Source organism: Pedobacter sp. Leaf216 (assembly GCF_001421515.1).
Lineage (GTDB): Bacteria > Bacteroidota > Bacteroidia > Sphingobacteriales > Sphingobacteriaceae > Pedobacter.
Genome location: NZ_LMKM01000006.1, coordinates 117,216 through 142,306 on the forward strand (window position 1 = coordinate 117,216; position 25,091 = coordinate 142,306).

General features: G+C 40.7%; 25 protein-coding genes. 6 read left to right on the plus strand and 19 right to left on the minus strand.

The window, feature by feature from the left end; genetic code table 11:
* Positions 1–4 precede the first annotated feature (4 nt).
* The 5 genes from ASE74_RS04990 to ASE74_RS05010 all read right to left on the minus strand — a co-directional run bounded on the left by ASE74_RS04990 (position 5) and on the right by ASE74_RS05010 (position 5,434).
* Positions 5–2,152: a molybdopterin cofactor-binding domain-containing protein gene (locus ASE74_RS04990; RefSeq protein ID WP_055905069.1), complete on the minus strand. Its 2,148-nt coding sequence runs from the start codon at positions 2,150–2,152 to the stop codon at positions 5–7.
* Positions 2,153–2,405: 253 nt separating this feature from the next.
* On the minus strand, positions 2,406–3,215 hold the full coding sequence (locus ASE74_RS04995) for an SDR family oxidoreductase (protein ID WP_055905072.1): 810 nt from the start codon (positions 3,213–3,215) through the stop codon (positions 2,406–2,408).
* A 115-nt stretch (positions 3,216–3,330) separates the two neighbouring features.
* A complete protein-coding gene (locus ASE74_RS05000; protein ID WP_055905075.1) occupies positions 3,331–4,242 on the minus strand; it encodes an AraC family transcriptional regulator in 912 nt (303 codons plus the stop codon).
* 27 nt (positions 4,243–4,269) lie between these two features.
* Positions 4,270–4,818, minus strand: coding sequence for a DNA-3-methyladenine glycosylase I (locus ASE74_RS05005; RefSeq protein WP_055905077.1), 549 nt, complete (start codon positions 4,816–4,818; stop codon positions 4,270–4,272).
* A gap of 166 nt (positions 4,819–4,984) precedes the next feature.
* The gene (locus tag ASE74_RS05010) at positions 4,985–5,434 is read right to left on the minus strand and encodes a cupin domain-containing protein (protein ID WP_055905080.1); all 450 of its coding nucleotides are present in this window, start codon (positions 5,432–5,434) and stop codon (positions 4,985–4,987) included.
* A 343-nt stretch (positions 5,435–5,777) separates the two neighbouring features.
* Between ASE74_RS05010 and ASE74_RS05015 the strand changes: the two genes are divergently transcribed.
* Positions 5,778–6,416, plus strand: a complete 639-nt coding sequence (locus tag ASE74_RS05015; protein ID WP_055905083.1) for a Crp/Fnr family transcriptional regulator — start codon at positions 5,778–5,780, stop codon at positions 6,414–6,416.
* A 90-nt stretch (positions 6,417–6,506) separates the two neighbouring features.
* Here the strand turns inward: ASE74_RS05015 and ASE74_RS25055 are convergent, their stop codons facing one another.
* On the minus strand, positions 6,507–6,653 hold the full coding sequence (locus ASE74_RS25055; protein ID WP_157255348.1) for a hypothetical protein: 147 nt from the start codon (positions 6,651–6,653) through the stop codon (positions 6,507–6,509).
* Positions 6,654–6,946: 293 nt separating this feature from the next.
* On the opposite strand from ASE74_RS25055, the gene ASE74_RS05025 reads away from it, so the two are divergent.
* Positions 6,947–7,489 carry a cupin domain-containing protein gene (locus ASE74_RS05025; protein ID WP_055905089.1) on the plus strand — a complete coding sequence of 181 codons (543 nt, stop codon included), beginning with the start codon at positions 6,947–6,949 and terminating at the stop codon, positions 7,487–7,489.
* A 140-nt stretch (positions 7,490–7,629) separates the two neighbouring features.
* Here ASE74_RS05025 and ASE74_RS05030 read toward each other — a convergent pair whose 3' ends face one another.
* Both ASE74_RS05030 and ASE74_RS05040 read right to left on the minus strand, forming a co-directional pair.
* Positions 7,630–8,529: a hypothetical protein gene (locus ASE74_RS05030; RefSeq protein WP_200912266.1), complete on the minus strand. Its 900-nt coding sequence runs from the start codon at positions 8,527–8,529 to the stop codon at positions 7,630–7,632.
* Positions 8,530–9,477: 948 nt separating this feature from the next.
* Positions 9,478–9,879, minus strand: a complete 402-nt coding sequence (locus ASE74_RS05040) for a hypothetical protein (protein WP_157255349.1) — start codon at positions 9,877–9,879, stop codon at positions 9,478–9,480.
* A gap of 828 nt (positions 9,880–10,707) precedes the next feature.
* Here ASE74_RS05040 and ASE74_RS05045 point away from each other — a divergent pair.
* The 3 genes from ASE74_RS05045 to ASE74_RS05055 all read left to right on the plus strand — a co-directional run bounded on the left by ASE74_RS05045 (position 10,708) and on the right by ASE74_RS05055 (position 16,448).
* Positions 10,708–11,625 (plus strand): hypothetical protein, encoded by a 918-nt coding sequence (locus ASE74_RS05045; RefSeq protein ID WP_200912267.1) that lies wholly within the window; start codon positions 10,708–10,710, stop codon positions 11,623–11,625.
* A 162-nt stretch (positions 11,626–11,787) separates the two neighbouring features.
* The gene (locus ASE74_RS05050) at positions 11,788–12,288 is read left to right on the plus strand and encodes a hypothetical protein (RefSeq protein WP_055905098.1); all 501 of its coding nucleotides are present in this window, start codon (positions 11,788–11,790) and stop codon (positions 12,286–12,288) included.
* A 38-nt stretch (positions 12,289–12,326) separates the two neighbouring features.
* The gene (locus tag ASE74_RS05055) at positions 12,327–16,448 is read left to right on the plus strand and encodes an NACHT domain-containing NTPase (protein ID WP_055905101.1); all 4,122 of its coding nucleotides are present in this window, start codon (positions 12,327–12,329) and stop codon (positions 16,446–16,448) included.
* 168 nt (positions 16,449–16,616) lie between these two features.
* Here the strand turns inward: ASE74_RS05055 and ASE74_RS05060 are convergent, their stop codons facing one another.
* The 11 genes from ASE74_RS05060 to ASE74_RS05100 all read right to left on the minus strand — a co-directional run bounded on the left by ASE74_RS05060 (position 16,617) and on the right by ASE74_RS05100 (position 23,627).
* Positions 16,617–17,672, minus strand: coding sequence for a DUF932 domain-containing protein (locus tag ASE74_RS05060; protein WP_055905104.1), 1,056 nt, complete (start codon positions 17,670–17,672; stop codon positions 16,617–16,619).
* The gene (locus ASE74_RS05065; protein WP_055905107.1) at positions 17,662–17,856 is read right to left on the minus strand and encodes a hypothetical protein; all 195 of its coding nucleotides are present in this window, start codon (positions 17,854–17,856) and stop codon (positions 17,662–17,664) included. Before ASE74_RS05065 ends, ASE74_RS05060 begins: the two co-directional genes overlap by 11 nt.
* Positions 17,857–17,862: 6 nt before the next feature.
* Positions 17,863–17,994 carry a hypothetical protein gene (locus tag ASE74_RS25320; RefSeq protein WP_255352022.1) on the minus strand — a complete coding sequence of 44 codons (132 nt, stop codon included), beginning with the start codon at positions 17,992–17,994 and terminating at the stop codon, positions 17,863–17,865.
* Between the two features lie 49 nt (positions 17,995–18,043).
* On the minus strand, positions 18,044–18,631 hold the full coding sequence (locus ASE74_RS05070) for a hypothetical protein (protein WP_235526008.1): 588 nt from the start codon (positions 18,629–18,631) through the stop codon (positions 18,044–18,046).
* Positions 18,632–19,056: 425 nt separating this feature from the next.
* Positions 19,057–19,377 carry a RadC family protein gene (locus ASE74_RS25060; RefSeq protein ID WP_369800131.1) on the minus strand — a complete coding sequence of 107 codons (321 nt, stop codon included), beginning with the start codon at positions 19,375–19,377 and terminating at the stop codon, positions 19,057–19,059.
* 352 nt (positions 19,378–19,729) lie between these two features.
* Entirely contained in the window at positions 19,730–20,554 is an 825-nt protein-coding gene (locus tag ASE74_RS05080; RefSeq protein ID WP_055905114.1) for a potassium channel family protein, read from the minus strand.
* A gap of 120 nt (positions 20,555–20,674) precedes the next feature.
* The gene (locus ASE74_RS05085; RefSeq protein ID WP_055905116.1) at positions 20,675–21,394 is read right to left on the minus strand and encodes a hypothetical protein; all 720 of its coding nucleotides are present in this window, start codon (positions 21,392–21,394) and stop codon (positions 20,675–20,677) included.
* A gap of 35 nt (positions 21,395–21,429) precedes the next feature.
* Positions 21,430–22,251 (minus strand): SOS response-associated peptidase, encoded by an 822-nt coding sequence (locus ASE74_RS05090; protein ID WP_055905119.1) that lies wholly within the window; start codon positions 22,249–22,251, stop codon positions 21,430–21,432.
* A 2-nt stretch (positions 22,252–22,253) separates the two neighbouring features.
* Positions 22,254–22,490, minus strand: coding sequence for a hypothetical protein (locus tag ASE74_RS25065; RefSeq protein ID WP_235526010.1), 237 nt, complete (start codon positions 22,488–22,490; stop codon positions 22,254–22,256).
* A 34-nt stretch (positions 22,491–22,524) separates the two neighbouring features.
* Positions 22,525–22,665, minus strand: a complete 141-nt coding sequence (locus ASE74_RS24685) for a hypothetical protein (RefSeq protein WP_157255350.1) — start codon at positions 22,663–22,665, stop codon at positions 22,525–22,527.
* Positions 22,666–22,697: 32 nt separating this feature from the next.
* Positions 22,698–23,627: a hypothetical protein gene (locus ASE74_RS05100; RefSeq protein WP_055905126.1), complete on the minus strand. Its 930-nt coding sequence runs from the start codon at positions 23,625–23,627 to the stop codon at positions 22,698–22,700.
* Positions 23,628–24,018: 391 nt separating this feature from the next.
* Between ASE74_RS05100 and ASE74_RS05105 the strand changes: the two genes are divergently transcribed.
* Entirely contained in the window at positions 24,019–24,732 is a 714-nt protein-coding gene (locus ASE74_RS05105; protein ID WP_055905129.1) for a YozE family protein, read from the plus strand.
* The last annotated feature ends 359 nt before the right edge of the window (positions 24,733–25,091 follow it).

The window sequence follows — 25,091 nt, forward strand, 5'->3', positions numbered from 1 at the left end:
TAATTTATAATCTTAATTCAAACGGCAACTTGCGGAATCTTTTCCCGCTTGCTGCAAAAATCGCATTGGCAAGCGCGGGTGCAAAAGGGGGCAGACCAGGCTCACCCACTCCTTTAACTTTGCCACCGTCTGTAAGGATGTGAACTTCAATTTTGGGTATCTCATTTATCCTGAGCAGTGGACTATCATAAAAATTATGTTCGGCGACCTTTCCGTTGACGAAATTTATTCCGCCCTTCATCACCGCACCCAGGCCCATAATAACGGAACCTTCCATCTGGTTTCTTACATTATCAGGATTGACAACCTCTCCTAAATCTATGACGGCAATTACCCTGTTGATGGTTATGGTCTTGTCCTTATGGCAGGTAACTTCCACAACCTGTCCACCAAGGCCCGCAAAAAACTCCCAGACGGCTACTCCCCTCCCGCTCCCTTTGGGTAATTTTGTTTCCCAGTTGGAAAGTTCTTTCAGTTTCAGGAGTACCTTTTTGGCATCAGAGGTTTTTTTAAGATGTTCAAGACGAAAATCCATTGGATCTTTTTTTGCTTGATAGGCGAGCTCATCGATAAAACTTTCCTGGGCAAATGAAACTGTTGAGCTGGTGACTGAACGCCATGGAGAGATGGGAATATGCAGATCAGCCCTAACATAGGAGTTTCGCATGTTTGGAATTTCATAAGCTTGTTCAGAAATCCCCTCCATCATGGCCAGATCGACCTTGGAAGGGTCAAAAGTACTGTCACGGGATTGCTGAAGGGAGGGGCTGATTACTTTATGTTCGAAAGAAATTAAAGCGCCTTGAGCGGAAATGCCTCCTTTCAATTTTGAAAAAGTCATCGGACGGAATGGTCCTTGCTGGGTGCAATCCTCCCTTGACCATATCACTTTTACGGGCTGCTCCACCAATTTTGCTACATTGACAGCTTCAACGATATAGTCCATTGACAATCTCCTTCCAAATCCTCCGCCCACAAATAAAGAATGCAAGGTTATATTTTCCGGAGTAAATCCGATTTGCCCGTGCATATCCCCTGCACCTTTTCCCGTGACTGCGCTAGAAACCTGTGTGGAGGTCCAGATCTCCACCCTATCGCCGTTAACCTGGGCGGTACAGTTTAGTGGCTCAAGGGCGTGGTGAGCAATAATGGGGGTTTCATAAAAGGCTTCCAGATAACTTTCTGGCGGCAAATTAACATCATCTACATTACCGACTGCTTTCTCGACAATACCGGTCTGGTTGGCAAGTGTGCGAAGGTGAGCTTCATAATCCCTGGTATTGAACTTATCAAAACCATGGTTATCCCAATGGGTAACTAATTTCTCTTTTGCCTGATTGGCAATCCAGTAACTGGTGGCAATTATGGCGACTCCTGTATATCTGTATACGCCGACGATACGTTCTGCGGTTCCTACTTTCACAACACCTGGTATCTTCAACACTTCAGTCGCATCATAGCTCACTAACGTTGCGCCGATGACTGGGCTACGGTAAACAACAGCGTATAACATCCCCGGAACAATGGCATCAATTCCAAATTCCGCGCTGCCGTTGGTCTTTAAGGGAATGTCAGGTCTTTTTGACATTTTCCCAAGAATCTTAAAGTCTTTGGGGTCTTTAAGCTTTGGATTTTCCGGCAAATCAAATTTAGCGGCCTCTTCTATTAAAGATCCGTAGGAAAGCTTTCGTTGTGTGGGTGCATGGGTGATGCTTCCCTTCTGGGCGAAGCATTCAGATTCTATTACGTTCCATGTCTTCGCTGCTGCTTTGATCAATACCTCGCGGGCTGCGGCGCCGACCTTTCTCATCGGAAGATAAGAATTTCGGATTGAGGCGCTTCCGCCGGAACGCTGAGCATTTCCAAATTGGTACTCACCATTGGTTTGCTTGATGATGACCTGGTCAAGGGAAACTTCCAGTTCCTCAGCAATCAATGCAGGAAAAGATTGAAAAGTTCCCTGACCTATTTCAGGCTTGGTGTTGAACAGGGTGATCTGTCCGTTAGCTTCAATTAGGATAAAAGGACTGAAATTCACTGAGGCTGAATCAATAGCTTTGTAGAGGTTTCCTTCCGAAGTTAAACCCAGCCATAAGGCCAAACCGGCTGTGGTCGCGCTTGCGATAAAATGTCGCCTAGATATCTCTTCCATAATCCGTAGTAGTGTTTATCAAAACCTTAATCTAATTTTCAGGAGCTGCAATTAGTCCCACATTCAAAATTAGGGGTAGGTATTGGTTATTAATTACGAAAATCAACGCTATTCTTTATGCATTTCAAAGATTTTCAGGGTGCACATCAAATAACAGCAAAGCAACATAACATCAAAAAATAATAAAGCCTTTGAAAATCTTAGTTCAAAGGCTTACTAACATTCATTATGAATAGGTAAATCAATACGTTATTTATGATGACTGCTCATTCAACAGGGAAATGATATGTTTTCTGTAACCTTCATTTCCTAAATCACTGCGCAATTGATCAAGTTTAATTGCGTCCTCTCCTGCCAGGTAGCGCAGTTGATCTTTGCCGTCAGTTGCCGCCTGATAGACCGTTTGGGCGATAAGTTCCGGCTCACTCCAATCCAGCAATTTTCCACCCAGAAAAACATTATACATTTTTTCACTCAAATTCTCATAATCGGGATGCGAAAAAGCTTCCATGCCGTTTATAAAATTTGATCTGATGAGACCGGGCGCGACGGTTTTAATCCCAATATTGAATAGGGAGAGTTCGTAGGACATGCTTTCACACCATCCTTCCAAGCCCCATTTTGTAGCGTTATAAATTGAGCCTACGGGACCTGTAACGATTCCGAAGATAGAGGTGGTATTAATGAAAAGACCGTGTTTTTGTTTCTTAAAGTATGGGATAAATGCCTTGGTGACGCGAATAGCCCCGAGTAAGTTTGTTCCAATCTGATCTACGATTGCCTCATCCGGATAAGATTCAAGGGCACCGGTAAGTCCGTAGCCTGCATTATTGAGCACAACGTCTATGGTACCGGACTGCATAACCTGTTCTACTGTTGAGAGAATTTGCTCGTTGTTGGTCACATCCAGCGGAAGGAGCGTTACATTTTCCAAATCCTGCAGTTCTTTATCATTCTTTGGATTGCGCATGGTGGCTATAACTTTCCATCCGTTTGCCTGAAAGGTTTTGGCAACTGCGTTCCCCAAACCTGCCGAGGAACCGGTAATAAATATAGTTTTCATTTTTTCTTAGTTTATTTTACTAAGCAAAAATCTAGGTAAACGACTGAATGTAAGTAGCCAAAAAGGTATTTGTTCAAGTCAAAAAAACGCAAGCTATCTTTCCCATCGGTTTGTATTAGTTGAACAACCGGCGGAACTCCACCGGCGAGTTATTGGTTTTTTGCTTAAAGAACTTATTAAAGGATTGGGGATGTTCAAAACCCAGCTTATAGGCAACCTCGGATATGCTTAAATCTGTTGAAGACAGAATTGTTTTTGCTTTTTCAATCAAATGGGAATGGATATGCTGTTGGGCGGTTTGTCCGGTAAGGGATTTGAGCATGTCAGTCAGATACCGGGGAGAAACCATTAGGTGGTCAGCAAGGTGCTGGACAGTTGGAATTCCTTTAAGCAAAGCGCTACCGTCGTTTAAAATTGAGGACAGGAATGCTTCCATTTGGGAGAGCATATCATGGTTTAAGGCCTTTCGGGTTATAAACTGTCGATTATAAAACCGATTGCTGTAATTTAAAAGCAACTCGATATGTGAAATCATCACATCCTGGCTGAAGGTATCAATATTGGTGTCCAATTCGACAATCATGGCATCAAAAAGGGAGAAGATAATCTTCTTTTCCTTATTGGAGAGGTATAATGCCTCTGAAACAGAATATGAAAAGAAACCATAACTATTTATATGGTTTGCCAAGGGATAATTGCGGATGAAATCAGGGTGAAATAAAAGCGTGTATCCACTGTAGTCCGCTTCATCCTGCGTTCTGGATATGATTTGATTAGGTGCAGTAAAAGAGAGCCCACCCTCTTCAAAGTCATAATACCCCTGACCGTATCGGATCTTGCCGGCAAAATTCTTCTTAAAAGAAATTTTATAAAAATCAAATACAAAGGATTTCTCCGCATCCTCTGCCTTAATATCAATATCCTTATAGTCAACCAGAGCAATCAGTGGATGATTCGGCCGTGGAAGTCCCAGTTCACGAAGTGCGCGGGATATACTCGTTAAGTGGATAACTTTTGAATTTTTCATATCTAGCTGCTGTAGCGAGGGGACGTATTATTTTCGATTCCATGCAGGATCTGCTTTTAGGACCTGTGGATATATTGGACAATTGGCGCTATGTGCTCCTGGAAGGTAGCCAGTGCTGACTAAAAACTCGTTCACAATTTCGCCGCCTGTAAATTTAAAGGTTTTTTTGAAAATTTTCATCCATTCCTGTAGTGGTTTTGGATGATGACTGTCGAGCCAGTTTTCAAAAGAGCCATATTCCTTATTAAGGGCTAATATCGTTCTTGCATTTTCGATGGCTGCGTTAATTTTCAACCGGTTACGAATAATGCCCGGATCGCCCATTAGCCTAGAACGATCATATTCATCGAAGGCTGCCACTTTGGAGATTTCAAAGTTACGATAGGCATCTCTAAACCCGTCCTGTTTTTTTAAAATGGTTTCCCAACTCAGACCAGCCTGATTTATTTCAAGAATCAGTCTAGCAAATAATTCATCATCATTGTGTATTGGAAAACCGTATTGATTATCGTGGTAGGCTTTATGCAATTCCTTTTGCGGGCCGGACATGGTATTTAAATAACTGCAGTAAGACATTGCTGGGCATGTTTAAGGTTTAGGATCAAAGTTTAGAATTATCCAACCGTTAAAGTTCGTCAAATTCGCATGATTTGTAGCCAAAACAACGTAAGGATAGCAAGACGGAAAATTGCTGCCCAAGGAAATGTTTCCTCGGGCAGCAATGCCTTACCGATAAAATAAATTAAGGGCGCGAGCCGGGAGGCGCAATGATGCTGTCGCCAACCTCTGCCATGATCTGCATCGCAAGAGCCATATCATGCTGACCGGCCGGGCTGTCTTCACCTTCCACAACAGGAAGACCTACTGCGCGGATGAGCTTTGAAAATCCATTTGTAGATGCTACCGCAAGGGCCTTACATGAAGCGTCGGTTGATGGATTGATCAAGCAGTGGGGCACATTTGTAGGAATGAAATAAGTATCACCAGCTTTTAGCTCCTTACTCTCGCCAGGAATGTACACGGTTAAATTTCCTTCTACGACATAAATTGTTTCTGAATACTGGGAATGAATGTGTACAGGAGACTGGGTTCCGGGTGGGAATATACCTTCCACGATATCAAATGCTGTTCCCGTACGTTCCAGGTCGCCAATAATTTCAAGTTTAGAATTGAATAACCAAAATGAATTCATAAAAATAGTTTTTAAATTAATAACTGCGGCAAAGCTCTGCTGAATTCTGCAGAATCCAACTTAACAAATGTTAAGAAATGAAAATCGGACACTTAAGTGTCTGAAAAAGATCCAGATGAGCTGAATGTGATTATTAAATTCTGCAGCTTGCAGATCTGGTGTCAAAACCTCAGAAAATTTAGCTCACCAAAATTTCCGGTGATTAAAAATAAAAAGGCTTTAAACCCGTTATTATCTTCTTACCGGCATCTTTCCGAAATCTGACTACCGTGGCTTTCTTTGGTTAAAATGCCGTTAATAAATCCATCCCTACCCCCATATTATTTATTTCGAACCGATACTTATGATTGAAAATATTGACGCATCACCGGCTGAACCGAATATCAACGGCGAAAACCTGAAGGATTCAGTACTAAACGCGGGGCTAATAGACTTTTTAAACCGATATCCTCAACTTAGTGAAAGAGAAATCGAACTGGTGAGTTCAGCATTTCAGCCTAGGCAAGTTAAGGCAGGTGAGGTACTTTCCTCGCCGGGAGAAATCGCTGATAAGCTTTATTTTATCGTTTCAGGCATAATCAAGATTACAGTAGAAAAAGAGGACCTGAGAAATGGCGTTTATTATTTTATGACACCAAACCAGTTCATGGCATTTTTGTACAGCATTTATAACCAGACGCCAGCGGTACATGGTCTGGAGGCGGCAACCGATGGTGAGGTTCTTTTCTTGGATAAAGACGGCCTTTTAGAACTGTACGCGCTACTACCTGATTTCAGGAGCTTACTCGATACCATTGCGCATTCCTCTATGGCTGAGATGATAACCAGAAAGGATACACTTTTGTCATTGGACGCTTTAAATAGCTATAAACTATTACTAAAAACCCAGCCTGAAATTGCTTTGAGTGTGCCTCTGATTGATATTGCGACTTATTTAGGCATAACCCCCCAATCGCTGAGCCGTATCCGCAGGCAGATATAGTCTGCCAATGCGATGATCTTTTAAATGATAACATTGCTCCATGCAAGCCTTAAGCATTTAATACTTAAGGATCAAAGGGTTTTGCGAGCTTTATTTTTTGATCTCTTTTGTTCTGCGATTTGTTATACCACATGAAAAACCGGCAACGGGCATCGCCGCAAAAATTAGGCAAATTAAGATGGCCAGCATTTTTGTTGGGATATCTGCAAACGCACCGGGATGCAGGCTATAATTCATGCTTGGGACTTTTCGCCAATAACATTCCAGTCATTATAGTACAAAAGCAGATTCGCTGTGGTATGTCAAAATTATTATGCTGTAAAATCCAGCATTCTGCCCTGAATGTTACGCATTGATTTATTAATTAGTTGAAAAGGGAACGACGTATAAGCGCACAAAAATTAAGTCAAATAGATATCGATGAAGGGAATCACCAGTTTTGGTGATTAGAACATAATGCTATAAAACAAACCTTTGTATCTATAACATTTACAATTGAACATTGATTGGAAAATCTTATTAGATCTATAATGTACAAAGAAAATAGCGACTATATGAATCAGTTACACAATAATCCACATTTTAAAATCCTTGAAGAAAAGACAATTCAGTATGTTACTAAGCCGGGCAGGTATGATTTTTTATCGACCATTATGGATATACACCTTACAACTAAGCATAGCATTGGCGGTTGTTCAATTATCGAGGCATTTATGCAAAGCGGAGCGGAAAGTTTTTCACATCTGCATTGCACTGAAGATGAAACTATTCATTTAATAGAAGGAGAAGTTCGTATAAAGGTTGGGTCCGATACAATAGTTTTAAGTCAGGGACAAAGCCTATACATCCCAAGAAATACGCCTCATAACATAATTAATTCGGCGGGTGAAAGGGCAAGAATGTTTCTCTTTTACACAGGAACAAGTTTTGCAGAATTGGTTAGCATCACAGGGCAGCCGGCAGATGGTTTTAGCAACGTTTCGATACCCAGCGGATCAGATATAGATAAAATGCCATATTTAGCAAAAAAAAGCGGACTGATATATTTAAACGGGCCGGCCCTCCCCGTTTAATATTCGGCCTAAACTCGAAATTATCTTCAACCGGAGTGGCCGTTTCAATAAACTTGCCCGATGTTTTCAATAAGAAATAATACAGTGACAACATATTCGGCCGTTCAGATCCTTTGGGAACTAAACGGCTGAATTAAATATTAGCTATTGTAAAACATAGCCATGTGTTTTAGTCGTTTTCTCACCAACTTATTTTTCATAGGCTCATATGTTTTTACTACAAGGCCGTTTTGCTTAACAAGGATTATATAGGGCTGCTTTAGTTTTTTGGTCACGTGATATATGGCCAGCAGTTCGGCAATATCATCGTGCCAGTTAGAAGTAGCATAAAGTGACGGGAACGGCGTTTGATTCAAATCAGCGTAAAGTTGAGGTGTAAGCGCGATGGGCAATAAATTGCCACTTCGGAAAAGACTCTTTCCCAGGGTAGGCAGAACAAACTGTTTAGCAACAGTCGTGTGATGCTGCCAGATGCCCATTGTAGAATTGGTGTGCGTGAAACTGGCTCTCTGATCATGTACAGATGGTGTCAAATCCAGAACCTTGTCCACGATATGAGTGGCTTCATGTAATAGAACATATTGAAAGGCATTATGATCCCCTGCATTTACCTCGACAGTCATTCCTGAATTGCCCGAAGCATCAAACCCTGTATTTTCCTTCCAGGTTGCAAATTTCGATATGGACTCATTCAGAATTCCAGCGCGAAAAATAATGTTGAATGTTCTATGGGATTTGGAGGTATCAACGTCGGAAGTGAGTGCAGTATTTTGCATGCTGTCGAGAAAGGTGATGCTGTGCAAATGCTCTTTAAGTATCCTTTGATGTAAAGGGGGCAAGATAGCAAAGGCCTGCTCAATTGCCTCTTTATCGGTTGCTGTCAGATCGTGTACATAAGGCTTCATTCCCCCGTCTTTAAACATCGCTATTACTCTCGGCGGAGCGGGCATCACCCTGTCGAATGGATAATTAGCTGGAGTCTGTGCGTCCGCATTCACACAAAGCAGTAGCGCGAGCGCGCCGGTCAATAGTATTTTCATAGTGGTATATTTAATGATTATTGAACAGAAGGTTTTAACGGTATGTTATTTATTTAATGGAAGTTTTGGATTAAGTTTTTATGCAGTTGATGAATGAGCTATGCTAACATTTACAGATGTTTTTTATCCTTTTTAATCTCCCCATAATTATCAAGCTTAGACCACGTCTCAAAGAGCCTATTGGCATGCCCAAATTGCCTTGAGCCGGAATACTTTTTAGAAGCCATTTTGCGTTTTCCTGGTTATTTCCCATCAGTTAACGCTTCACAATATTGTATTTCTTTAGGTACTTTAAGCTTCCCGCGACATCGCTCTTGCGGTCCGCTTGAGATTTTAACCCGGTTAGTGGCTCCTTGACTTCAGGTATTCCCCACCAGTCGGAATGGAAATAGCATGTCTATTATTGGAAAGCGTTTAAGGCTGTCTTTAATACTTGTAGCTTGCCTAAACTGAGCAAAAGCAAGGGTAAGGATAATAGAAAACAAGCACGTAAAGAAATAACGTTTAAACATTTTCTAAAAAATTAGATCATCAGTTCCAGCAAAAAGAGCCATTAAAAATTGTTTCAACAATCACCAAATTCGGCTATATCGGATCACAAGAAAGGGCTTCAGATTCAAAATATCTTCGCGTATAATTTTGATTGGGGCATTAATATCTCTTCCTAAATATTCTTTACAGCTTAAAGCCGGTTTCCTTTTGTTTAGTCGGATGCCTGGTCGTTTAGGCTTCAGGGTAACTTCAATCTCCAATTTCATTTTGCATATAAATTATTAAATAGGTCTTATCGGCTCAAAAAATTTTCACATAGGCATTACCCGTACCATTCGAGGTTCGGTGAGGATTTATATCGCTTTCATGATTTTAATCATTTACTAATTTGCCAGCACAAAATTGCACGACCTCGACCAAAAGGTTTTACCAATTTCAAATAGATTGTTATGAATATCAAAGATTACCAGGAAGATGAAATGGGGAACTACCAGCGTCCAATGGCTGAATTTCAATCAGGCAGAAAATGTTGTGATTAGTCAAAAAGCCGGCAGGCTCACTACCATCCTTAACCATTTTGGCTTGTAAACCCATTTTTTTACAGCATCCCAGAACGATTCCAGTGGCTATTGCGGCTTGAGTAGATTTCCAGCGCTGCAATTCAATATCATTGCTAAGGCGTTGAGTCTGAAAACGAAAAAAACCTACCTTGGAGACTTCAGGCATCTCAAGAAACTCCTTTGAATGTTTCAGATGGTGCATGAAATCTTCAGCACTATAATCTTCCCATAAGTAAATCCCAATGTAAAAGGGCAATTCCGTTTGACTTTCTCCTGGTTTAACCAGCGCATCATTCATAAGAACCCCTTTTAAATAGTATGGGCTAAGACCGTAAGAAGGAGAATGCCTCCTAACCTCCTCACTTATCAAGTCAAAATAAATCATGCTTTTTCAGAATTAAAAAACTAGGAATTAATTTCAAAATTACAGCACATCAAAGGTGTAAAATATCACCAAGAATGGGGATAAGATATTTCTGTGTAAACTAATAAGACCTAACATTTTGCCGCAATGATCAGTCGAGATTTTGCTAGCACTCAGACTTATGAGGTTAGATGGATTTTTTAATCTATTTACTATTCTAATAATTACATACTGTTTACCAACACTCTAATATCTGAGCTTATTGTTAGGTTTATGCATGGCAGTAGAACCAACCACTTCAATTGCTGCTGCTTCAACTCTTGCAAAATATATCTCTTGCAACTAAATTTTCAGAGCCTAAGGCTACTCTTCCTAGTTTATAAAGTGTCCGGACACTTTTGAATTTCGCTAAATTGCCGACCGAGATCATATCAAATGTTGTTAAGATTCAAAGTTCATCTGTAGTTGATGAGACTAAGTACGCTAAGGTTCTTCCGATCAGGATATCCAAATAGAACGAAAATAGGTGCTGCATATGCTGCAAAATGAGTTTACCGGCATTATTTTCGAAGAATACGTTCCGGAGTTTTCATGACTCAGATAAATGATTGGCAATATTAAATAATATTGAATAAAATATTTGAATTTCCTCTGTTTATAAAACTGGCGATACCTGAATGCGTTAATTACTTTAAAGATTAAAAGAAGGTTCTGCTGAAAATTAATGTCAAAATCCGTAAATTAGCTGTTTAGACGCTCCATATGCCAATCAATTTAAAAGACACCCAAGCCATAACGACCCTTTCCGGACTGCTTTACGATTTTCTGCCAGCGAATCCCCATCCCAATGGGGACCCCACAATTTCTTTTGGAGGGTGTGCAAAAAAATGCGGCATCGGGAATTTGTATCAGGGTGGCAGCAAAAAGATTGCCATATCAACGCTGCTGCAGAACACCCTGGAACACGCCAAAGGGAAATTCTGCGTATTGATGTCAACTATTGTTCAGACAGCGATGGTCTACCGCAACAACAAGGGAAATCCGATATCAAGGGAGGAAATAGTAGCCATCAATAAAAGCATACAGGATATTGGCTTTAAAATCCCGGAATTATGGGACCCTGAATTCTTGAGAAGCCTGAAGAGTTCGGAGCCCGAAAAGGTCGAGATGAAAAAAGAGACAAACCCAGAGATGATCTCCAATCTCAAGTCTGAATTCATTGCATTGACATCGCTGGACCCTCATAAAAGAGGTTATGCTTTTCAGGATTTTCTAGTCAGATTATTCGATGCATTTGTGCTTCAGCCCAAAAAGTCTTTCAGGATTGTTGGAGAGGAAATCGATGGTAGCTTTGACCTCAACCAGGACACCTATTTGATGGAGGCCAAGTGGCATGCAGAGCAGACAGCGGAAGCTGACCTTTTAATTTTCAGCGGAAAGGTTAGCGGAAAGGCTATCTGGTCCAGGGGACTTTTTGTGAGTTATTCCGGATTTACCCAACAGGCACTCAAAGCATTTGCGGTTGGAAAGCCGACGAATCTGATCGGCATGGATGGACAGGATATCTTTTTTATTCTAGAGGGGCGCATGACATTGCAGGAGGCGATCATTGCTAAGGCGAGAAGGGCGGCGGAGACCAATTCATTCTTCACTTCGGTATTTGAATTAGCGAACCACTAACCTCAAGGGCTTTGCACTTTCCCGGAGGTCTGGTTGCTATGCAGCTTCATGCGTAACAAACCCACGCTGCATTTTCACCATAAATTGAGGACCTTTTTGCTGTTGCAAGCCTTAGCCAAAACCATTATTAGCCCAGATTTATTCATACGAAAGAAATAATTTATGATGCTTTCCCTGACTCCAAATTTAAAGCCTACAGATATCGCCATCATCGTATCGATTGCTGCCTTTATCATCAGTTTGCTCAATTATCGGCTTAGCAAAACTTTAAATATCAGAAATCAGCTCTACACCGAGAAATTCAAGATATATGAGAAAATCACGGGAAATATTTATGAATTTGTTGAGATCATTGACGGTGTATTAAGGGCAAAAAAAAGGGATGGGCTGACCGAGGAACGCCTTCTGGATTTTGCAGATCAAATCGATGCCAAAGCGATGGAACTAGATTCGCTATACGCGAAAGCTCATCTGATAGTACCAGATTCGATACTTAAGCGGCTTGATGATTTAATGGAATATCTTATTCATGAACATGAGGATGGTAAATTTTCCGAGGTATTTGAAATTCATGAGGAAAAAATAAGGGCCCTTGCCAAACAGCTAATATTTTCTTTCCGTAAGGATCTGGGAATACAAAAACTCAATACCAGGATTAATTAAAATTTCTCATTACTAATTTTTACACGCGGCTCAAAAAAATGATTACCAGACTTAATTTTGATAAGCTAACCTGGGAGGAGTTTCAACAACTAACTGTTTATCTCGCTCAGGAAGAGTATTCCCTTCCCGCATTTGAAGAATTCCTAAAGAAAGGAAGCAAACAGGATGGAATAGATATTATAAGTTTTGACCAAGGGATTGGAAAATTTTTCACTATACAGTGCAAACATGTTAAGGCTGTTAATATTACAAAGGTTCGGGCAATTATTACCGAGTTTAAACAAGGTTCTTTTTTAAATACCTCCGATCGTTTTTTGATCTGCACCTCCGCAGATCTGCAGCAGACCAGCATTCAAAGCTATCTGAATGAGCAAAAGCTGGGAATGCGCAATGACTATGGCATTGAGCTAATCGTCTGGGACGGGAATCACTTAAATTCCATATTGGCCAAATATTACAGGATTGTAAGCCGCTTTTTTGGAATAGAAGATGCTGAAAAACATTGCCATGGAAAACCTTTCCAAAAAACCAAGGTATTTCCTCAGGAAAATTTCATCAGCCGTAGCATCTCTGCATTGAAACAGGATAATGAAGAATCAATTTGGAGCCGTCGGAAAGAGCAAAAGCCGATTTTTCTTTCAGAACTGATGAGGGAGAATCCACTGGTTTCAAGAAAAATCTGTCTTTTGGCAGATGCTTATGAGGGTAAGAGCGTCTTGTTGAAGCAGACGGCTTACGAACTGTCTGCTGGATTTCCTGGTTTTGAGACGATTTTCATTGAGCTCAAGTCCGTAAACATAAGGCCTATAGATGAAATTCTTAAAGCGAACGCGGACACCTGGAGGGAGATTCCATCAAAGGACCTGATTGTGATCATTGATGGCCTCGATGAGGTGCCAACCGATCTGTTTATCGAAACGACAGACCACATTGGGGAGTTTATTCATCAATATCCTAACGTCAATATTATATTCTCCTGTAGAAAATCTTTCTTTCAGCGTTACAATCTTCATGGTAAGTTAAAGGATGTAGATTTTTTCACCATTGACCGTTTGGGTTACTACCTGATCCAACAATACCTGTCATCAAAACTCTCCGGGCTGCAGGTTAACGCATTCAACAAAAAAATCAAAATTTTAGGGATTGATGATTTCCTGCATCACCCCTTTTACCTGGTTATGTTAGCCAGGTGGTTTGCCGAGAACCCAAAAAACCTGCCCTCCAGTAAGATTGATATTGTATCCAAATTTATTGATGAATCCCTGTTGATTTCAGCAAACAGAAAATTATCGAAGGGAAACCTGTTCATGCAAAGAAAGATGGACTATCGCCGGGGGCTTAAAAAGCTGGCGCTAGCTTTCCAACTGGCCGGATTGAATGCTGCAGATGAGGACTTTATACAACAATTATTTAGCGCTGAGCAGATCGAACTTTTTCAGCACAGTGCCTTGTTATCTTTAGAAAATGGCAAGTGGTTCTTCCAGAATGCCTTACTTCAGGAACAACTTGCTGCCTTGGCGCTGATTGAAGAGGAAGTCAAGATTTTTGATTTTATCTGCTTGGGCAGAGAAATCAAGAAGATTCGTCCGAAGTGGATCCAGACCATTGCTTCGGTAATATCGATGCTTGGCGAGCAGGATCCGTTGCGAGAAACGCTGGTCACCATTATCAAAAATGACAACATTGAGCTGCTTACCTATAGTGATAGCAGCAAGTTTAACTCCGCATTCAGGCTGGAAATCCTGACAAGCATACTGAATAACTGCATTCATCGCAGCTCCCGTCCTATACGGATTGACGAGGATGATATTGCGCAGTTTATAGGCAATGAGGCGACAACGCTCCGTTACCTGCTCTCGCTTCTTCGTCCGGATATCCATGAGGTGGCCAAGGTCACCGTTTGCCGGATCATAAGGGAGTTGTCCCTGAATAATGAGCTGGCTGGCGAATACCAGAAAAAAGCATTTGAGGAACTCAAAAGTTTATCGGATCCATATTATGGAAAGCTTTTGATGAACGTCTTTTCATTTTACGGGGAAACCGGGCTACCGGTTATAGAGATTGCAATGGGAAGAGTGGACCTTATAGCCAAACATGAATTCCGTGAGGGAATCTATAAATATTTTATTGCGAAAAATCTTGTAGATGAACATTATCAGTTTGGCCTCGATGGTTTTGGTTTGCTGATCAGTTATAATAAATCCATTAGGCATAATGGATCTGAGCAAAGGATAGGAGAATTTCTACTGGCGACCAGAAGGCCTGAAAATCTGAGAAAGCTCTTTAAGCTTGTCGGTACACCTGCGTGGTTGTCTTTTTACGCCCACCGTACTGATGCGCTGGGTAGTTTTATTTCCGGCTTGGAATCCACTGCAACTTTAGTGTACGCGAAGGATCGAGGCATCATTTTTCCCTTGGTCGATCTTATTTCAATATTGGGAAGGCAGGCGATCAGGGATGAATTCTCTCCATTGAGTGAATTTTTTAAAAATACCGGCACCAAAATGACTGCCCTGAAGATATTGCTGCTGGATCCGGAGGGACATTATCACTACGAGTTTTCCAACATCATTGACCGCGACTGCATGTCCTATTTACTTTATGCGCATGAGGAAGGCTTAATTTCAAGGGATACTTTAAATTCTTTCAGAAGCGGCCTTTATTTAGCAAAAAATTTTGAGGAGTCCAGCTATTTTAGGGAACAGGTAGAGGATGCTTTTGGAAAACCGGAAATCAAGGAGGACCCTGCTGACAACTATTATCAGCAATCACAAGAAGTCAAATTCCAGAACGACCTGAAATATGTTCAATCTCTGGAGAACTTCCGGGAGGGCGTAATATCGTTTTTTGGTGCTTATGGCAGAAAGTCCCTCCCCTACGAGGATTTGTACATTGACTATGATAGTAAGCCTAAGCGGTTCAGGACAGATTCAGAATTGATGTACAGGTTTCTTAGCGACCGGATGACTGATCAGAAAATAGTCTTTCTTAAGGATTGTTTAAAAGTACTGGAGGATCCTCAACAATTCGAGTTTATCAGGGCGGCGTTAATCCTTAATTTTAGTTTCAACGCGAGGCCCGGAGAAGAGGTATTTAAATCAATTGCTGCTGATTATTTCAATGAAGAGATATCGCGGGCCGACTTTAATAATGCCTTTTTTATTGAAAATAACATACTGCATTGGCGTCAAAAGGAATTACTGCTCGCGAGGCTTTGGAAGCGTTTTCAGATGAACAGCGAGGAAGAGTTTCTATTGGATCTGCTCTGGATGGACAGAAATGGAATACGGGGAATTGAACATCACAAACTTAATAAAATTGAATCCATTGCTTCGCTACTAATTAAACTCTTTGATCAAAAGAAGCAATTGTTACAAGCCAAGGTAATAGCCAATATGAGGGATGGAATCAATGATCCGATGGTATTGGGGACACATATTGGGTTGTGCCGGAACCTTAGGATATTTGAGTCGGTTGATTGGATCTATGAGGCCATTAGAAGGGGGAGACTCAAAGACGAGTTATATGTTGGGTTGGACATCTTCCTTGAACTAGGCGGTGATGCAGAAATGCTCCTACCAGTGTTACGTTCTTTAACAGACTATAATAATCATAACTTTTTGCATGCGGTCAAATTACTTTATGCCAGGTTTCCTGAAGAGGTAAGCGCTGTTATTCTTTCACAATTCGAGACTGATAAACTTACGGATGACACCAAAATGTCGCTGGCGAAGTATCTATCAGCAATGGGAGAAAAAAAAGGTTTTAGATTTATTGTGGCAAAAATCAGGAAAACCAAGCTAGCGCCTTACCATATCCAAAGTGGATTTAAGATCTGCATGGTTGATACCGGTTGGGCTCTTGATGAAATGGATGATCTGATTTATCTGTTACTTACCGAAGAGAACGATCGGTGGCGGTTTTATGAAACGGCCAAACATTTTCTACTGGAGGTGATCAACGATTTTGCGGCGAAAAGTGAGGAAGACCTGTTGTTGGTAGAGCATTTTCTTAGAAAAAAAATGGTTGAGCTTACTCCGGATTTTGAGTTGGCACATCATCTTTTGTGGTATATTGAAAGGGCCTATGAGGATTTTAGAAATGCTGAAGTAGAGCCTATGAAAATCTCAAAAATCAGGTTGCTGCTTGAAGAACTATAGAGGAACTTTGCCTTCTTCTTTTCCGGATCATTTTCGGTTTTCGGAATGGCATCGGTAATACATGGCTATTTCCATCAAATATCGGGGAGATCTGTATGCCGGTATTTATCGACTTAAAGCGCGGAGCGCGCCCGGGATTTTGAAATAAAGTGGCAAAGTGCCACTTTATCAACTGAAGCTACCTGTTTTGGCAAATTGATGGCAAAGGTCGAAGGTCGTCTGTGCACGTTGAAGTCCAGTTCCATATATAATACTTTTGAGTTTGTTTTCCTCGTTTGGAAACTTGCGGATATTTTGAAAATATCCCGTTACGGCATTGTAAACACCAAAAATTGTTCCTTTGGTTGTATCTGTTTGCTGCGAGGGTGCAGACTGGGCATACTCACAAACATGTTCCACAATATTCAGGTAATGAGTTGAAAGCTGAAAATACTTTTCTTCTTCGAGACTTTTTAATGTTTCCTTTCCCGGAGCCATTGCTATCTCTATCAATTTGCGTACATCCTTATCACGTATCCTCATCTTTGACCATTGGTTATAAAGCTGCTCCATTTCAATGGCAAGTTTACTGGAAATGCCCATAAGCTGGTGTGCCTGTTTAAGCCGATCAACGGCGCTGGCCGTGTGACGGATTTTTAGGCTATTCTGCCCCGTGCGCAAAGCAGCATTAAGGGTGTTTTGGCAGACGATGCGAACAGGTGTAAAAGCAGCGGTTATGCTACCATAGCCATCATGGGAGGTCGTTAAGAAAATATATTGTTCGATGAGGTCATCTTTTCCTACCCTGATGTAATCAGGCAGTTTTGCCGTTATAAAAATCCGCTCACCTTTTCCCAGTGCTCCCGCAGTTTCATACCTTATACCTTGGTTAACATCAACGATACTATCGAAAAAAGAGAAGGCATCGCGGTTCTGAACAATCTGATAGTCTTTCCCTACGACCCCTAAGACCTCTTGCGTGTCGGTTCTAAGATTGGCAAAGTAATTGGTTACGGGGACATTAGGCTCAACACTAAGCTGTTGTGAAAAGTTGTTGAAATTTTGATTATCGAGGCTGTACAAAGGTCTTTTCTCAACGGAGAAATCCAGACCAGCAAACTTTATAGCTTCAGCGCTGGTGGGGAAATCCTCTAGTATCGTTCCAAGACCATGCCATGCTTTTTCCTTCACCGAGAAAAAACTATGTTGTTGGCTTTTATGGTTGTAATATAAGTTATGCGCCATGGTTTCTGTTTTTTAAGTTTCTTATTTTTGTCGTTAATATTTCGGAGTTTATAACTTTGACTTTTGGGGTATTGGTGATAAAAAATCGGGAGGTTTTTTCCATTTCCTGTAGGGTTTCATCAATGTGCCCGTGCTCGGTTTTCACTTCGATACGGACAATAAAAAATATCTCTTCTGTTTTCATGGTATTTTAGTTTTGGTAATTATTTAGAAATTCGTAGTACTGGCTATTAAAAGCCATTGGATTCTCTTCCTGTGGTGTTTCAGTATAGCCTTTCCAGTATAATTGGTCGAGCAGTTCAAAAAAAGCGGCATACATCATTTTTGGGATTTGGTTAAACCCTGCCCAAATGGGCAGGGTAGAATAAACTTTAATCAGGAATCGTAATTTCTGCCTCGATTTCAGCCAAGCGATTGGTACATAGATCACGCACGTACAGTGCGACGGCCCTGATAATTGTCGGGTTTTTGGTGGAAAACTTATTACGTTTATCATCTACAATTTCGAGTTCACAGCCTTGATAATAATTTGAGGCGGTGTCTTCGGCTTCTTCCTTTTGCTCCACTTCGAATCGGTCAAGGTTATCGATAGTATAAACCAGTCGGCCACGTTGCACCATTCGGCGGTGCAGTTCTTCTACCAGTTTTAACGTTCCTTCCAAATTCAGGGCAGGTTTTTCGGTTTTATCTTCCGTTTTCAACGCTTCGGATTTTTCCGCTTTTGGTGGTTCAGGCTGAACGACTGCGCCAAGCGATTTTGGTCCTTCGGTATTTTCCTTTACAGTTTCGGTTTTGGCTGTCGATGGGATTTCCTGATTCTTTGGTTCATCCTTTACCGTTGCCTTATTTTCAGTATTGATTACCTTTCCTGCCATTGGCTGATAGATAGGGTTTTTAGCACTTTTGATATCTAAAAAGTCTGCTTTTCCGTTTGTGGTATTGATGCTTTGATTTTTCATGATTCTTGATTTTAAATGTTTGATAAAAATTTGTTTAATGATCTCCCCTACTGGGGCAATGTTTCCGGCACGCTCCTCTTTGCGGAGGTCTTGGGTCGGTGGGCTTCTTTCTTTTAATGGGTACATAGCTTAATTATTTAGTGTTCAGAGTCAGTCGGCAGGAGCCTTCTGGCTTTTTGTTAAGCCACCTCACCTTGATACAATCGGATTGCAAGGCAAGACTTTGCGAAAAAAAATACGCTCCCGAAGGGAGGAAGATTTTATTTCAGCAAACCCCTTGGGGCATGGTCTTTCCGGCAATCGGATTGTTCAGAAATTTGCTACTCAAAATGCCTACAGGTAAATAATTGGGGAAATCAGAAAAAAAAGAAGAAAAATGAATAAAAAATAAGCCCGATGGGAAGCTCCACCGGGCTCGCTTATGGTTAGATTACACCTTCATCCTTGAAGCTATAGTAAGCTTCGCTTGAAATAATGATATGGTCAAGTACCTGAAGATCCAAAAGATTGCCAATCTCAACAAGCCTTCTAGTTAGTTTGATATCTGCATCGCTTGGGTAAATTTCTCCTGAAGGATGGTTATGGGAAAGGATGATACTACTCGCACAGGCTTTTAGTGCTATGGCAAATATTATCTTTGGATCCGCAATCGTTCCTGATATACCACCCTGTGATATATTGACAAATCCAAGCACTTTGTTGCTCCTATTGAGCAAAATGATCTTAAATTCCTCGAGAAGCTCGATTTTGTCTACGCTCTAATTTTTGAGGATGACTTGGTAGGCCATATTTGAGCTTTGGATCTGAGGCCTTTCCGATGGCTTGAACTTCGGGCGGTAGCTGAGCTCGATTTCGGCGGGCTGATAAAGTGAGTTTTCCATAATATTTTGAATTAATTATGGTGCATCACTGGTATGATGTCCGCCAAAGCCGGGGAAGCAACGGAATAAATGGAATGGAGTGGAAGGCCATTTGTGGGTTTATGCCGGAATTTCTCCTGCGTGCCGGAAATCAGACCCAAATTTGTACCGGATTAATAAACAACTCTTGTCGTTGGTGATGTCATTTCCCTATCCCTCGCTTTAAAAAACAGGAAATTCAGTTTGCATAGGTGCTGAGCCTAGGAGCACCATCAGGTTCATAATGGAACATTGCGATGAATTTCTCACTTCCCAATGAATCGTCCACCGAATAAAAACCGGGATATTTGCTCAGTTCCTTGCGGTCTGGAATAATGATGATTTCGCTTAGATTATATTGAATGGAGGTCGAGTAATTGCTCATTCCCAAACTCCCGGTCAACCCTACGCGTAAACAGTCAAGCGGATGGAGCTTGGCGCTGATCTCCTCTAGGGATTTGCCAAACCGCAGATAAAACGTTTGGACCGAGGTTGTAATAAAGGGAACCTTTGCTGGCTGGCAAGTCGTCCAATCCTCTCCAAGCTTAAAGTACCAAGAGGTCTCCAGACTGGTGATCACTTTTTTAGCGGTATTTAGATAAATTATCATAAAAGCATTTTCATTGGTACAAAAATATGCGAATCTGGAGAAAACAATCGTGTCCTTTTTTGGAAGAAGAATTTTTATGGTGATAATCGATATAAACGAAGAGTATACTCCTAGCCCCAAAACCGCCTCGAGTATCACAAACCAGCGAAAATTTCCCTTTGGTGCGATATCCCCGTAGCCAATTGTTAAGATCGAGATAAAATTAAAATATATCAGATCATTCCAATCCCTTAATAGTGGTTGATTGAAATCGCTTGGTGAAAGTATTATTTTCTCCAATAGGGAAAAAACCAGCACCATGGCCGAATAGGATAATATTCCCAGGACTGCCAAGCTTGCTGCGCCTTGGCTATCGATCCATTCCACAAATGAATGCTTTCTTTTTTTTGGCAAGGTATTTTGGGTACTCTTCATTTAGATGATATCATTTAGCATGATTGCGTTTAGTGATGCCTTTAAGCCAGCACATTGAGAACCCGGGAACAGATTCAAGACATTGATCGGCACATTTATAAATGTAACCAACTTTTCCAGCTAAGGCCTGTAAGTATCAAAATTAATCTGGCTAAAGATTCGGTCAACCTCTATACCGTTAGCTATCATTACCTCACGCAGGCCAGGGCTTTGACGGAGTTCGAACCGCATGGCGAGGTCATCGATTGCAAGGAAGTAAACAAGGGCATTGTCTTTGGCAAATTCCGCAGCGAGATGTCCCATATCCATTCCAAGGCTTTTAAGGCTAATTTTTCCGGATGACAATGGTGTTCCCGGATTATCAAAGCTAAATTGTGTCATGTGTAGATCGACATCCGGGGTAATTTCCTTATTGTCAAAATGAGAAAACGTGTTCCTGTAGAATTTTCGGAAGCCCTGCAAAACTGCCAACTCACCTTCGGTAATCAATTCCAACCTTCGTGCCTCGAGCAGGTTCCGATATAAGGCCTGTCCACCGTACTCGTCGATTAGTGTTTCCTGTTCTTTAGTGAACGATTCATAAGCTGTCATCATTTGTGTCGATTGTGCCTTGATTAAGGCAACCTTGACAAATCTTTCGAGATAATGATTAGTTAGTGTAAGTGCAGCTTGATAAAGGCCGAAAATTAGACAATTTCTTATTTCGTGCCTTAATATTCCAAACGAACCGCTGGGTACGGTCATGTGAAACCGTTCAAAAAGGTGAAAATACATTTCTGAGGCTTCAGGAGTATCAAATACAGATAGGAAATCTGACAGGTTATTTTTAATATTTTCCAATTTATACCGATTGTCTGACAAGAAATTTACAAAAACTAAATCGAGTATTCAATCGCAGGAAGGTCCTCATAATTGAATGGTGTTGATGGTTCCAGTGTGGCGAGAAACTCCTTTGCGATGGTGCAGGCATCCATCTGTTTCGCGGGGAATTGGCTGGAGGCAATTTCTGTTATCCGTTCATTGGAAAGATCGCCAAACATCCACTCATAGGCCATTTCATCGTTCAATATTGTGGGCATCCTTTTTTTTGAATTATGAACCTGCTCCATGAGCGGGTTAGCAGGGGCGGTAGTCACGGCAACGGTCTGTGTGATCTCCCCGGTTTCCTGATCGGTCCATTCCTGCCAGATTGCGGCCATGTAGAAATATTCTGAATCTTTCACCGAGATATAATAGGGATATTTTACAGCTGTTTTTAGCGGAAGTCCAGTTTTTTTATTGGTGGGATAAATGTGTTGCCATTCATAGAAGCCAGTAGAAAGCACCAGGCATCTTCTTTCCATCGCTGCTTTGGCATAGATGGATGGAGATCCTTTTTCATTGGAAAAAAGGTTTTCTGCCTTTGCATTTAGGGTAGTATAGCCGATGTGCCATTTGCCCGAAGCATCCTTATAGCCATTACGGAAGTTTTTCACGGCTTCACGATTTTTAAGGTATGGAGGTAAAAAGCCCCATTCCATTTGTACGATCTCAAAATTGGTCTGCGCCTCATCAGGCTTCAAAACGGCGATTGGTGAATAGGCGAATCCGTTATGAACGGCTCTATCAAGAAAATCATAGTTCTTAACTGCTTTCTCCAATTGTAAGAGCGAGATGAATTCCGCCCGCGACACTTTTTGTCCATTGTAATAGCACATAATTATTTTTTGCTTTGGTACTCATTAATCTTTCTTCCAAAAAACTCCGCCTCAATTTGACGCCCTTGGGGAACTGATGTCCAAAAGGGCCTATATCCCATGGCCTCGATAATATTCAAGGGCGGCCTGCCGTCTGAAAAGGTCAAGCGGAATACGTGTGCATTCCCAATCCAATGGGAGGTGACGTCAAAGTTGATATCGTGGAGTTCTACAGTAAAAGTTTCCTGAATTGTCATCATTATAAAAATACTAAAAATTCCGGATTGTGCCAGTCTAGTTAATACCGATAATGGTAAAATAAGCACTGCTTTCCATTTTGACCATAATAAGTTCAAGATATTCCTCGAAAGTAACCAGGTTCAGCACCTCATCTTTTAAAAGCGTTGCAAAAACCTTAAAAATCCCCAATATCATTAATATCGCAAAAAGTAATTTTTATTTAAATTCTAAGAAAAATCGTCCAATAAACGTTTTGCATGCTTTTCTAAATCCTCAATAACTGGCTTAACGCTATTGTATTTATTTTTAAAGTCCTCCGACAAGCGCCTATTTTCCCTGATCATTTGCTCAAATACCGCCTTAGCATCCCTAGTCTGAATCGCCAGCTCTTGCAAAAGTGCCTTTTCTGGTAAGCCAGTCGATATGTACTTAACAGCAAATTTATTAAATGGTATGAAGAAATGATGGTAACAAAATTCAACACTTGGATTTGCCTGCTCTGATTGAAAGGCTCGGGCAATCTGATCAATTTCGTATGCTAAGGGAGGTGCTGATTTCCTAAAACTATCTGATATGATAGCAACGAGCGTATGAACCAAACCAAAATGCTGCATTAACTTTGACTTAGCATTTTGTTCCAAATCCTGCGTCATCTCATAATGCAGCTTAGTGTTTTTGAATGCTTCATACAACATATCTATCCTTATAATAATCTGATTGAATTCCCGTACTGCGTTCTTGCGATCGCTGCCATAATAGTTTGCATATGCCAGCATAAATTCTTCCAATGGCAAGTCAGAGGTCATTCTTCTGAGTTCATTTAAAGAAAGATAGGTAATCTGCTGCACCTCAATGGGATTTTTAGCCTGTGATTCAGCAAATACGGAGTTTGCCTCATTTTGATCGCGTGATATTGCATGTATCGATTTGACAGAATTGGAGAAATAATAGAGCTTGTCCCGCTGACGCTGCTCTTCGGCCTCAAGTTCCTTCTTTTTATCACGCTGAGTTTCTTTGATAAACCCCCAATATACCATGTAAGCAGCTAACCCTGCTAATGTAATTGGCAGTACAAAATCCTTCCATACATCATAGGAATAGAAAATTTTTGTAAAGAAATTTACGGAATCATTTACGATTATTGAAGTGATCAACATATAAAACTCATTAAATTAATAACATAATACTCGATTGCAGCATTTTTAGAATTTAGGTTAAATTCTAAAGGTAAGATTATTCACCAATGCGGTAATTACCAGTTGTGTAATAAAATATAGAATACATTGCAAAGATAAAGAAAACCCAAATCGTGCCCAAGCTGTTGAAGCTATCGAACAATTTTGAATTAAATTTAGCGTCCAAAGTTTTTTGAATACTAATTTCAAACCGCTATATTTGGGTAAGGCATTTCTACAGAGCCTGCCGTTCACCAATAGCAAAGCTGATAAGCACTGTATTCAAAAAAATAAATTGAAATAACTTTTGTATCATACGCAAAAGGGATGGTTGGTGAACGACGTTTTTATTGCGGATTAAAAGTGAATTTCAATGAAAATCCAAAAATACAATATCAATTACTATAAGCTTCAGGGGAAAAAACTCAAAAGAGAATTGGGCATACCTCACATCGAAGCGTTGAATGAAGTTGCAAAAAAACATGGGTTTGCAAACTGGACTGATTGTCAAAGACAGGTTTTGGTTGGTTCAGAAACGGCAAAAACCGAATTCCCCAAACTGAGCTTTACCATCTGGCTAAAAAAGCAAAAAAACAGAGATTCCCCACTTGGAGACCTATCCAGAGAGATGAACAATGATAAAAATTGGCCATCCCATAATGACCATCAATCGTACGAAGATTACTTATATAGTCATGGAGCAGGCTGGCAGGCAATCGATACATTAAAAAAAGCGTGGAAGTCCTATCAGAATAATTTAAAACGGCAGTTTTTACCTAAGAAAGCAAAACCCGCCGTTAAAAAACAGTCAGTTCAAGGTGACTCAAGAAGGGTTGTGATTGTCAAAAACATAATTCCTATTCATTTTAATAAAAGAACCGTTGAAAAATTCCAGGTCGGCGATAAGGCTTGGATATCATGGGATGCTAGAAAAGCCATACCAGTTACTATTACTGAAATTGGTGAACAGAATTATTCATTTGTTATAGAACGTCCTTTGAAAAAGGCTGGAAATAAGCATCATCTATTTCTGGATGAAGTCAGAAGCACCCCAGAGCTTGCTTGTATCAACTGCGTTACCTCATAAAATGCTCATTAAGCTACTATGGAACTTTACATTAAAAATAAAATGCCCGATGAAAACCGGGCATTTTTACTTTCCTATTGGCTACTATCAGCCAATATTTCGAATTACAAGAACTAATTTGGACATTTAACTTTAAAGTCAAATAATGGCTAACCATCACAATCTAATGAACGACAATACTTCCTTTATCAAAGATTTTACTTTAATTACCGAAATAGGACAAGAATTATCCAGTTTTTTTGATGGTTTGCAGACTAGGTGTGCACTTCCCCAAATTCAGACCAGTTAAAAGTAGAATTCTAGACCGAGCGCAGCGAGGCTATTAGAAAAACTATTAATTTTAATTGGCAATATGAAAA

What these genes read in the sequence shown, in the direction of transcription:
- ASE74_RS04990 (WP_055905069.1), bottom strand. Translation starts at nt 2,152, where the DNA reads ATGGAAGAGATATCTAGGCGACATTTTATCGCAAGCGCGACCACAGCC.
- ASE74_RS04995 (WP_055905072.1), bottom strand. Translation starts at nt 3,215, where the DNA reads ATGAAAACTATATTTATTACCGGTTCCTCGGCAGGTTTGGGGAACGCA.
- ASE74_RS05000 (WP_055905075.1), bottom strand. Translation starts at nt 4,242, where the DNA reads ATGAAAAATTCAAAAGTTATCCACTTAACGAGTATATCCCGCGCACTT.
- ASE74_RS05005 (WP_055905077.1), bottom strand. Translation starts at nt 4,818, where the DNA reads ATGTCTTACTGCAGTTATTTAAATACCATGTCCGGCCCGCAAAAGGAA.
- ASE74_RS05010 (WP_055905080.1), bottom strand. Translation starts at nt 5,434, where the DNA reads ATGAATTCATTTTGGTTATTCAATTCTAAACTTGAAATTATTGGCGAC.
- ASE74_RS05015 (WP_055905083.1), top strand. Translation starts at nt 5,778, where the DNA reads ATGATTGAAAATATTGACGCATCACCGGCTGAACCGAATATCAACGGC.
- ASE74_RS25055 (WP_157255348.1), bottom strand. Translation starts at nt 6,653, where the DNA reads ATGAATTATAGCCTGCATCCCGGTGCGTTTGCAGATATCCCAACAAAA.
- ASE74_RS05025 (WP_055905089.1), top strand. Translation starts at nt 6,947, where the DNA reads ATGTACAAAGAAAATAGCGACTATATGAATCAGTTACACAATAATCCA.
- ASE74_RS05030 (WP_200912266.1), bottom strand. Translation starts at nt 8,529, where the DNA reads ATGAAAATACTATTGACCGGCGCGCTCGCGCTACTGCTTTGTGTGAAT.
- ASE74_RS05040 (WP_157255349.1), bottom strand. Translation starts at nt 9,879, where the DNA reads ATGAATGATGCGCTGGTTAAACCAGGAGAAAGTCAAACGGAATTGCCC.
- ASE74_RS05045 (WP_200912267.1), top strand. Translation starts at nt 10,708, where the DNA reads ATGCCAATCAATTTAAAAGACACCCAAGCCATAACGACCCTTTCCGGA.
- ASE74_RS05050 (WP_055905098.1), top strand. Translation starts at nt 11,788, where the DNA reads ATGATGCTTTCCCTGACTCCAAATTTAAAGCCTACAGATATCGCCATC.
- ASE74_RS05055 (WP_055905101.1), top strand. Translation starts at nt 12,327, where the DNA reads ATGATTACCAGACTTAATTTTGATAAGCTAACCTGGGAGGAGTTTCAA.
- ASE74_RS05060 (WP_055905104.1), bottom strand. Translation starts at nt 17,672, where the DNA reads ATGGCGCATAACTTATATTACAACCATAAAAGCCAACAACATAGTTTT.
- ASE74_RS05065 (WP_055905107.1), bottom strand. Translation starts at nt 17,856, where the DNA reads ATGAAAACAGAAGAGATATTTTTTATTGTCCGTATCGAAGTGAAAACC.
- ASE74_RS25320 (WP_255352022.1), bottom strand. Translation starts at nt 17,994, where the DNA reads ATGATGTATGCCGCTTTTTTTGAACTGCTCGACCAATTATACTGGAAA.
- ASE74_RS05070 (WP_235526008.1), bottom strand. Translation starts at nt 18,631, where the DNA reads ATGAAAAATCAAAGCATCAATACCACAAACGGAAAAGCAGACTTTTTA.
- ASE74_RS05080 (WP_055905114.1), bottom strand. Translation starts at nt 20,554, where the DNA reads ATGAAGAGTACCCAAAATACCTTGCCAAAAAAAAGAAAGCATTCATTT.
- ASE74_RS05090 (WP_055905119.1), bottom strand. Translation starts at nt 22,251, where the DNA reads ATGTGCTATTACAATGGACAAAAAGTGTCGCGGGCGGAATTCATCTCG.
- ASE74_RS25065 (WP_235526010.1), bottom strand. Translation starts at nt 22,490, where the DNA reads ATGATGACAATTCAGGAAACTTTTACTGTAGAACTCCACGATATCAAC.
- ASE74_RS24685 (WP_157255350.1), bottom strand. Translation starts at nt 22,665, where the DNA reads ATGATATTGGGGATTTTTAAGGTTTTTGCAACGCTTTTAAAAGATGAG.
- ASE74_RS05100 (WP_055905126.1), bottom strand. Translation starts at nt 23,627, where the DNA reads ATGTTGATCACTTCAATAATCGTAAATGATTCCGTAAATTTCTTTACA.
- ASE74_RS05105 (WP_055905129.1), top strand. Translation starts at nt 24,019, where the DNA reads ATGAAAATCCAAAAATACAATATCAATTACTATAAGCTTCAGGGGAAA.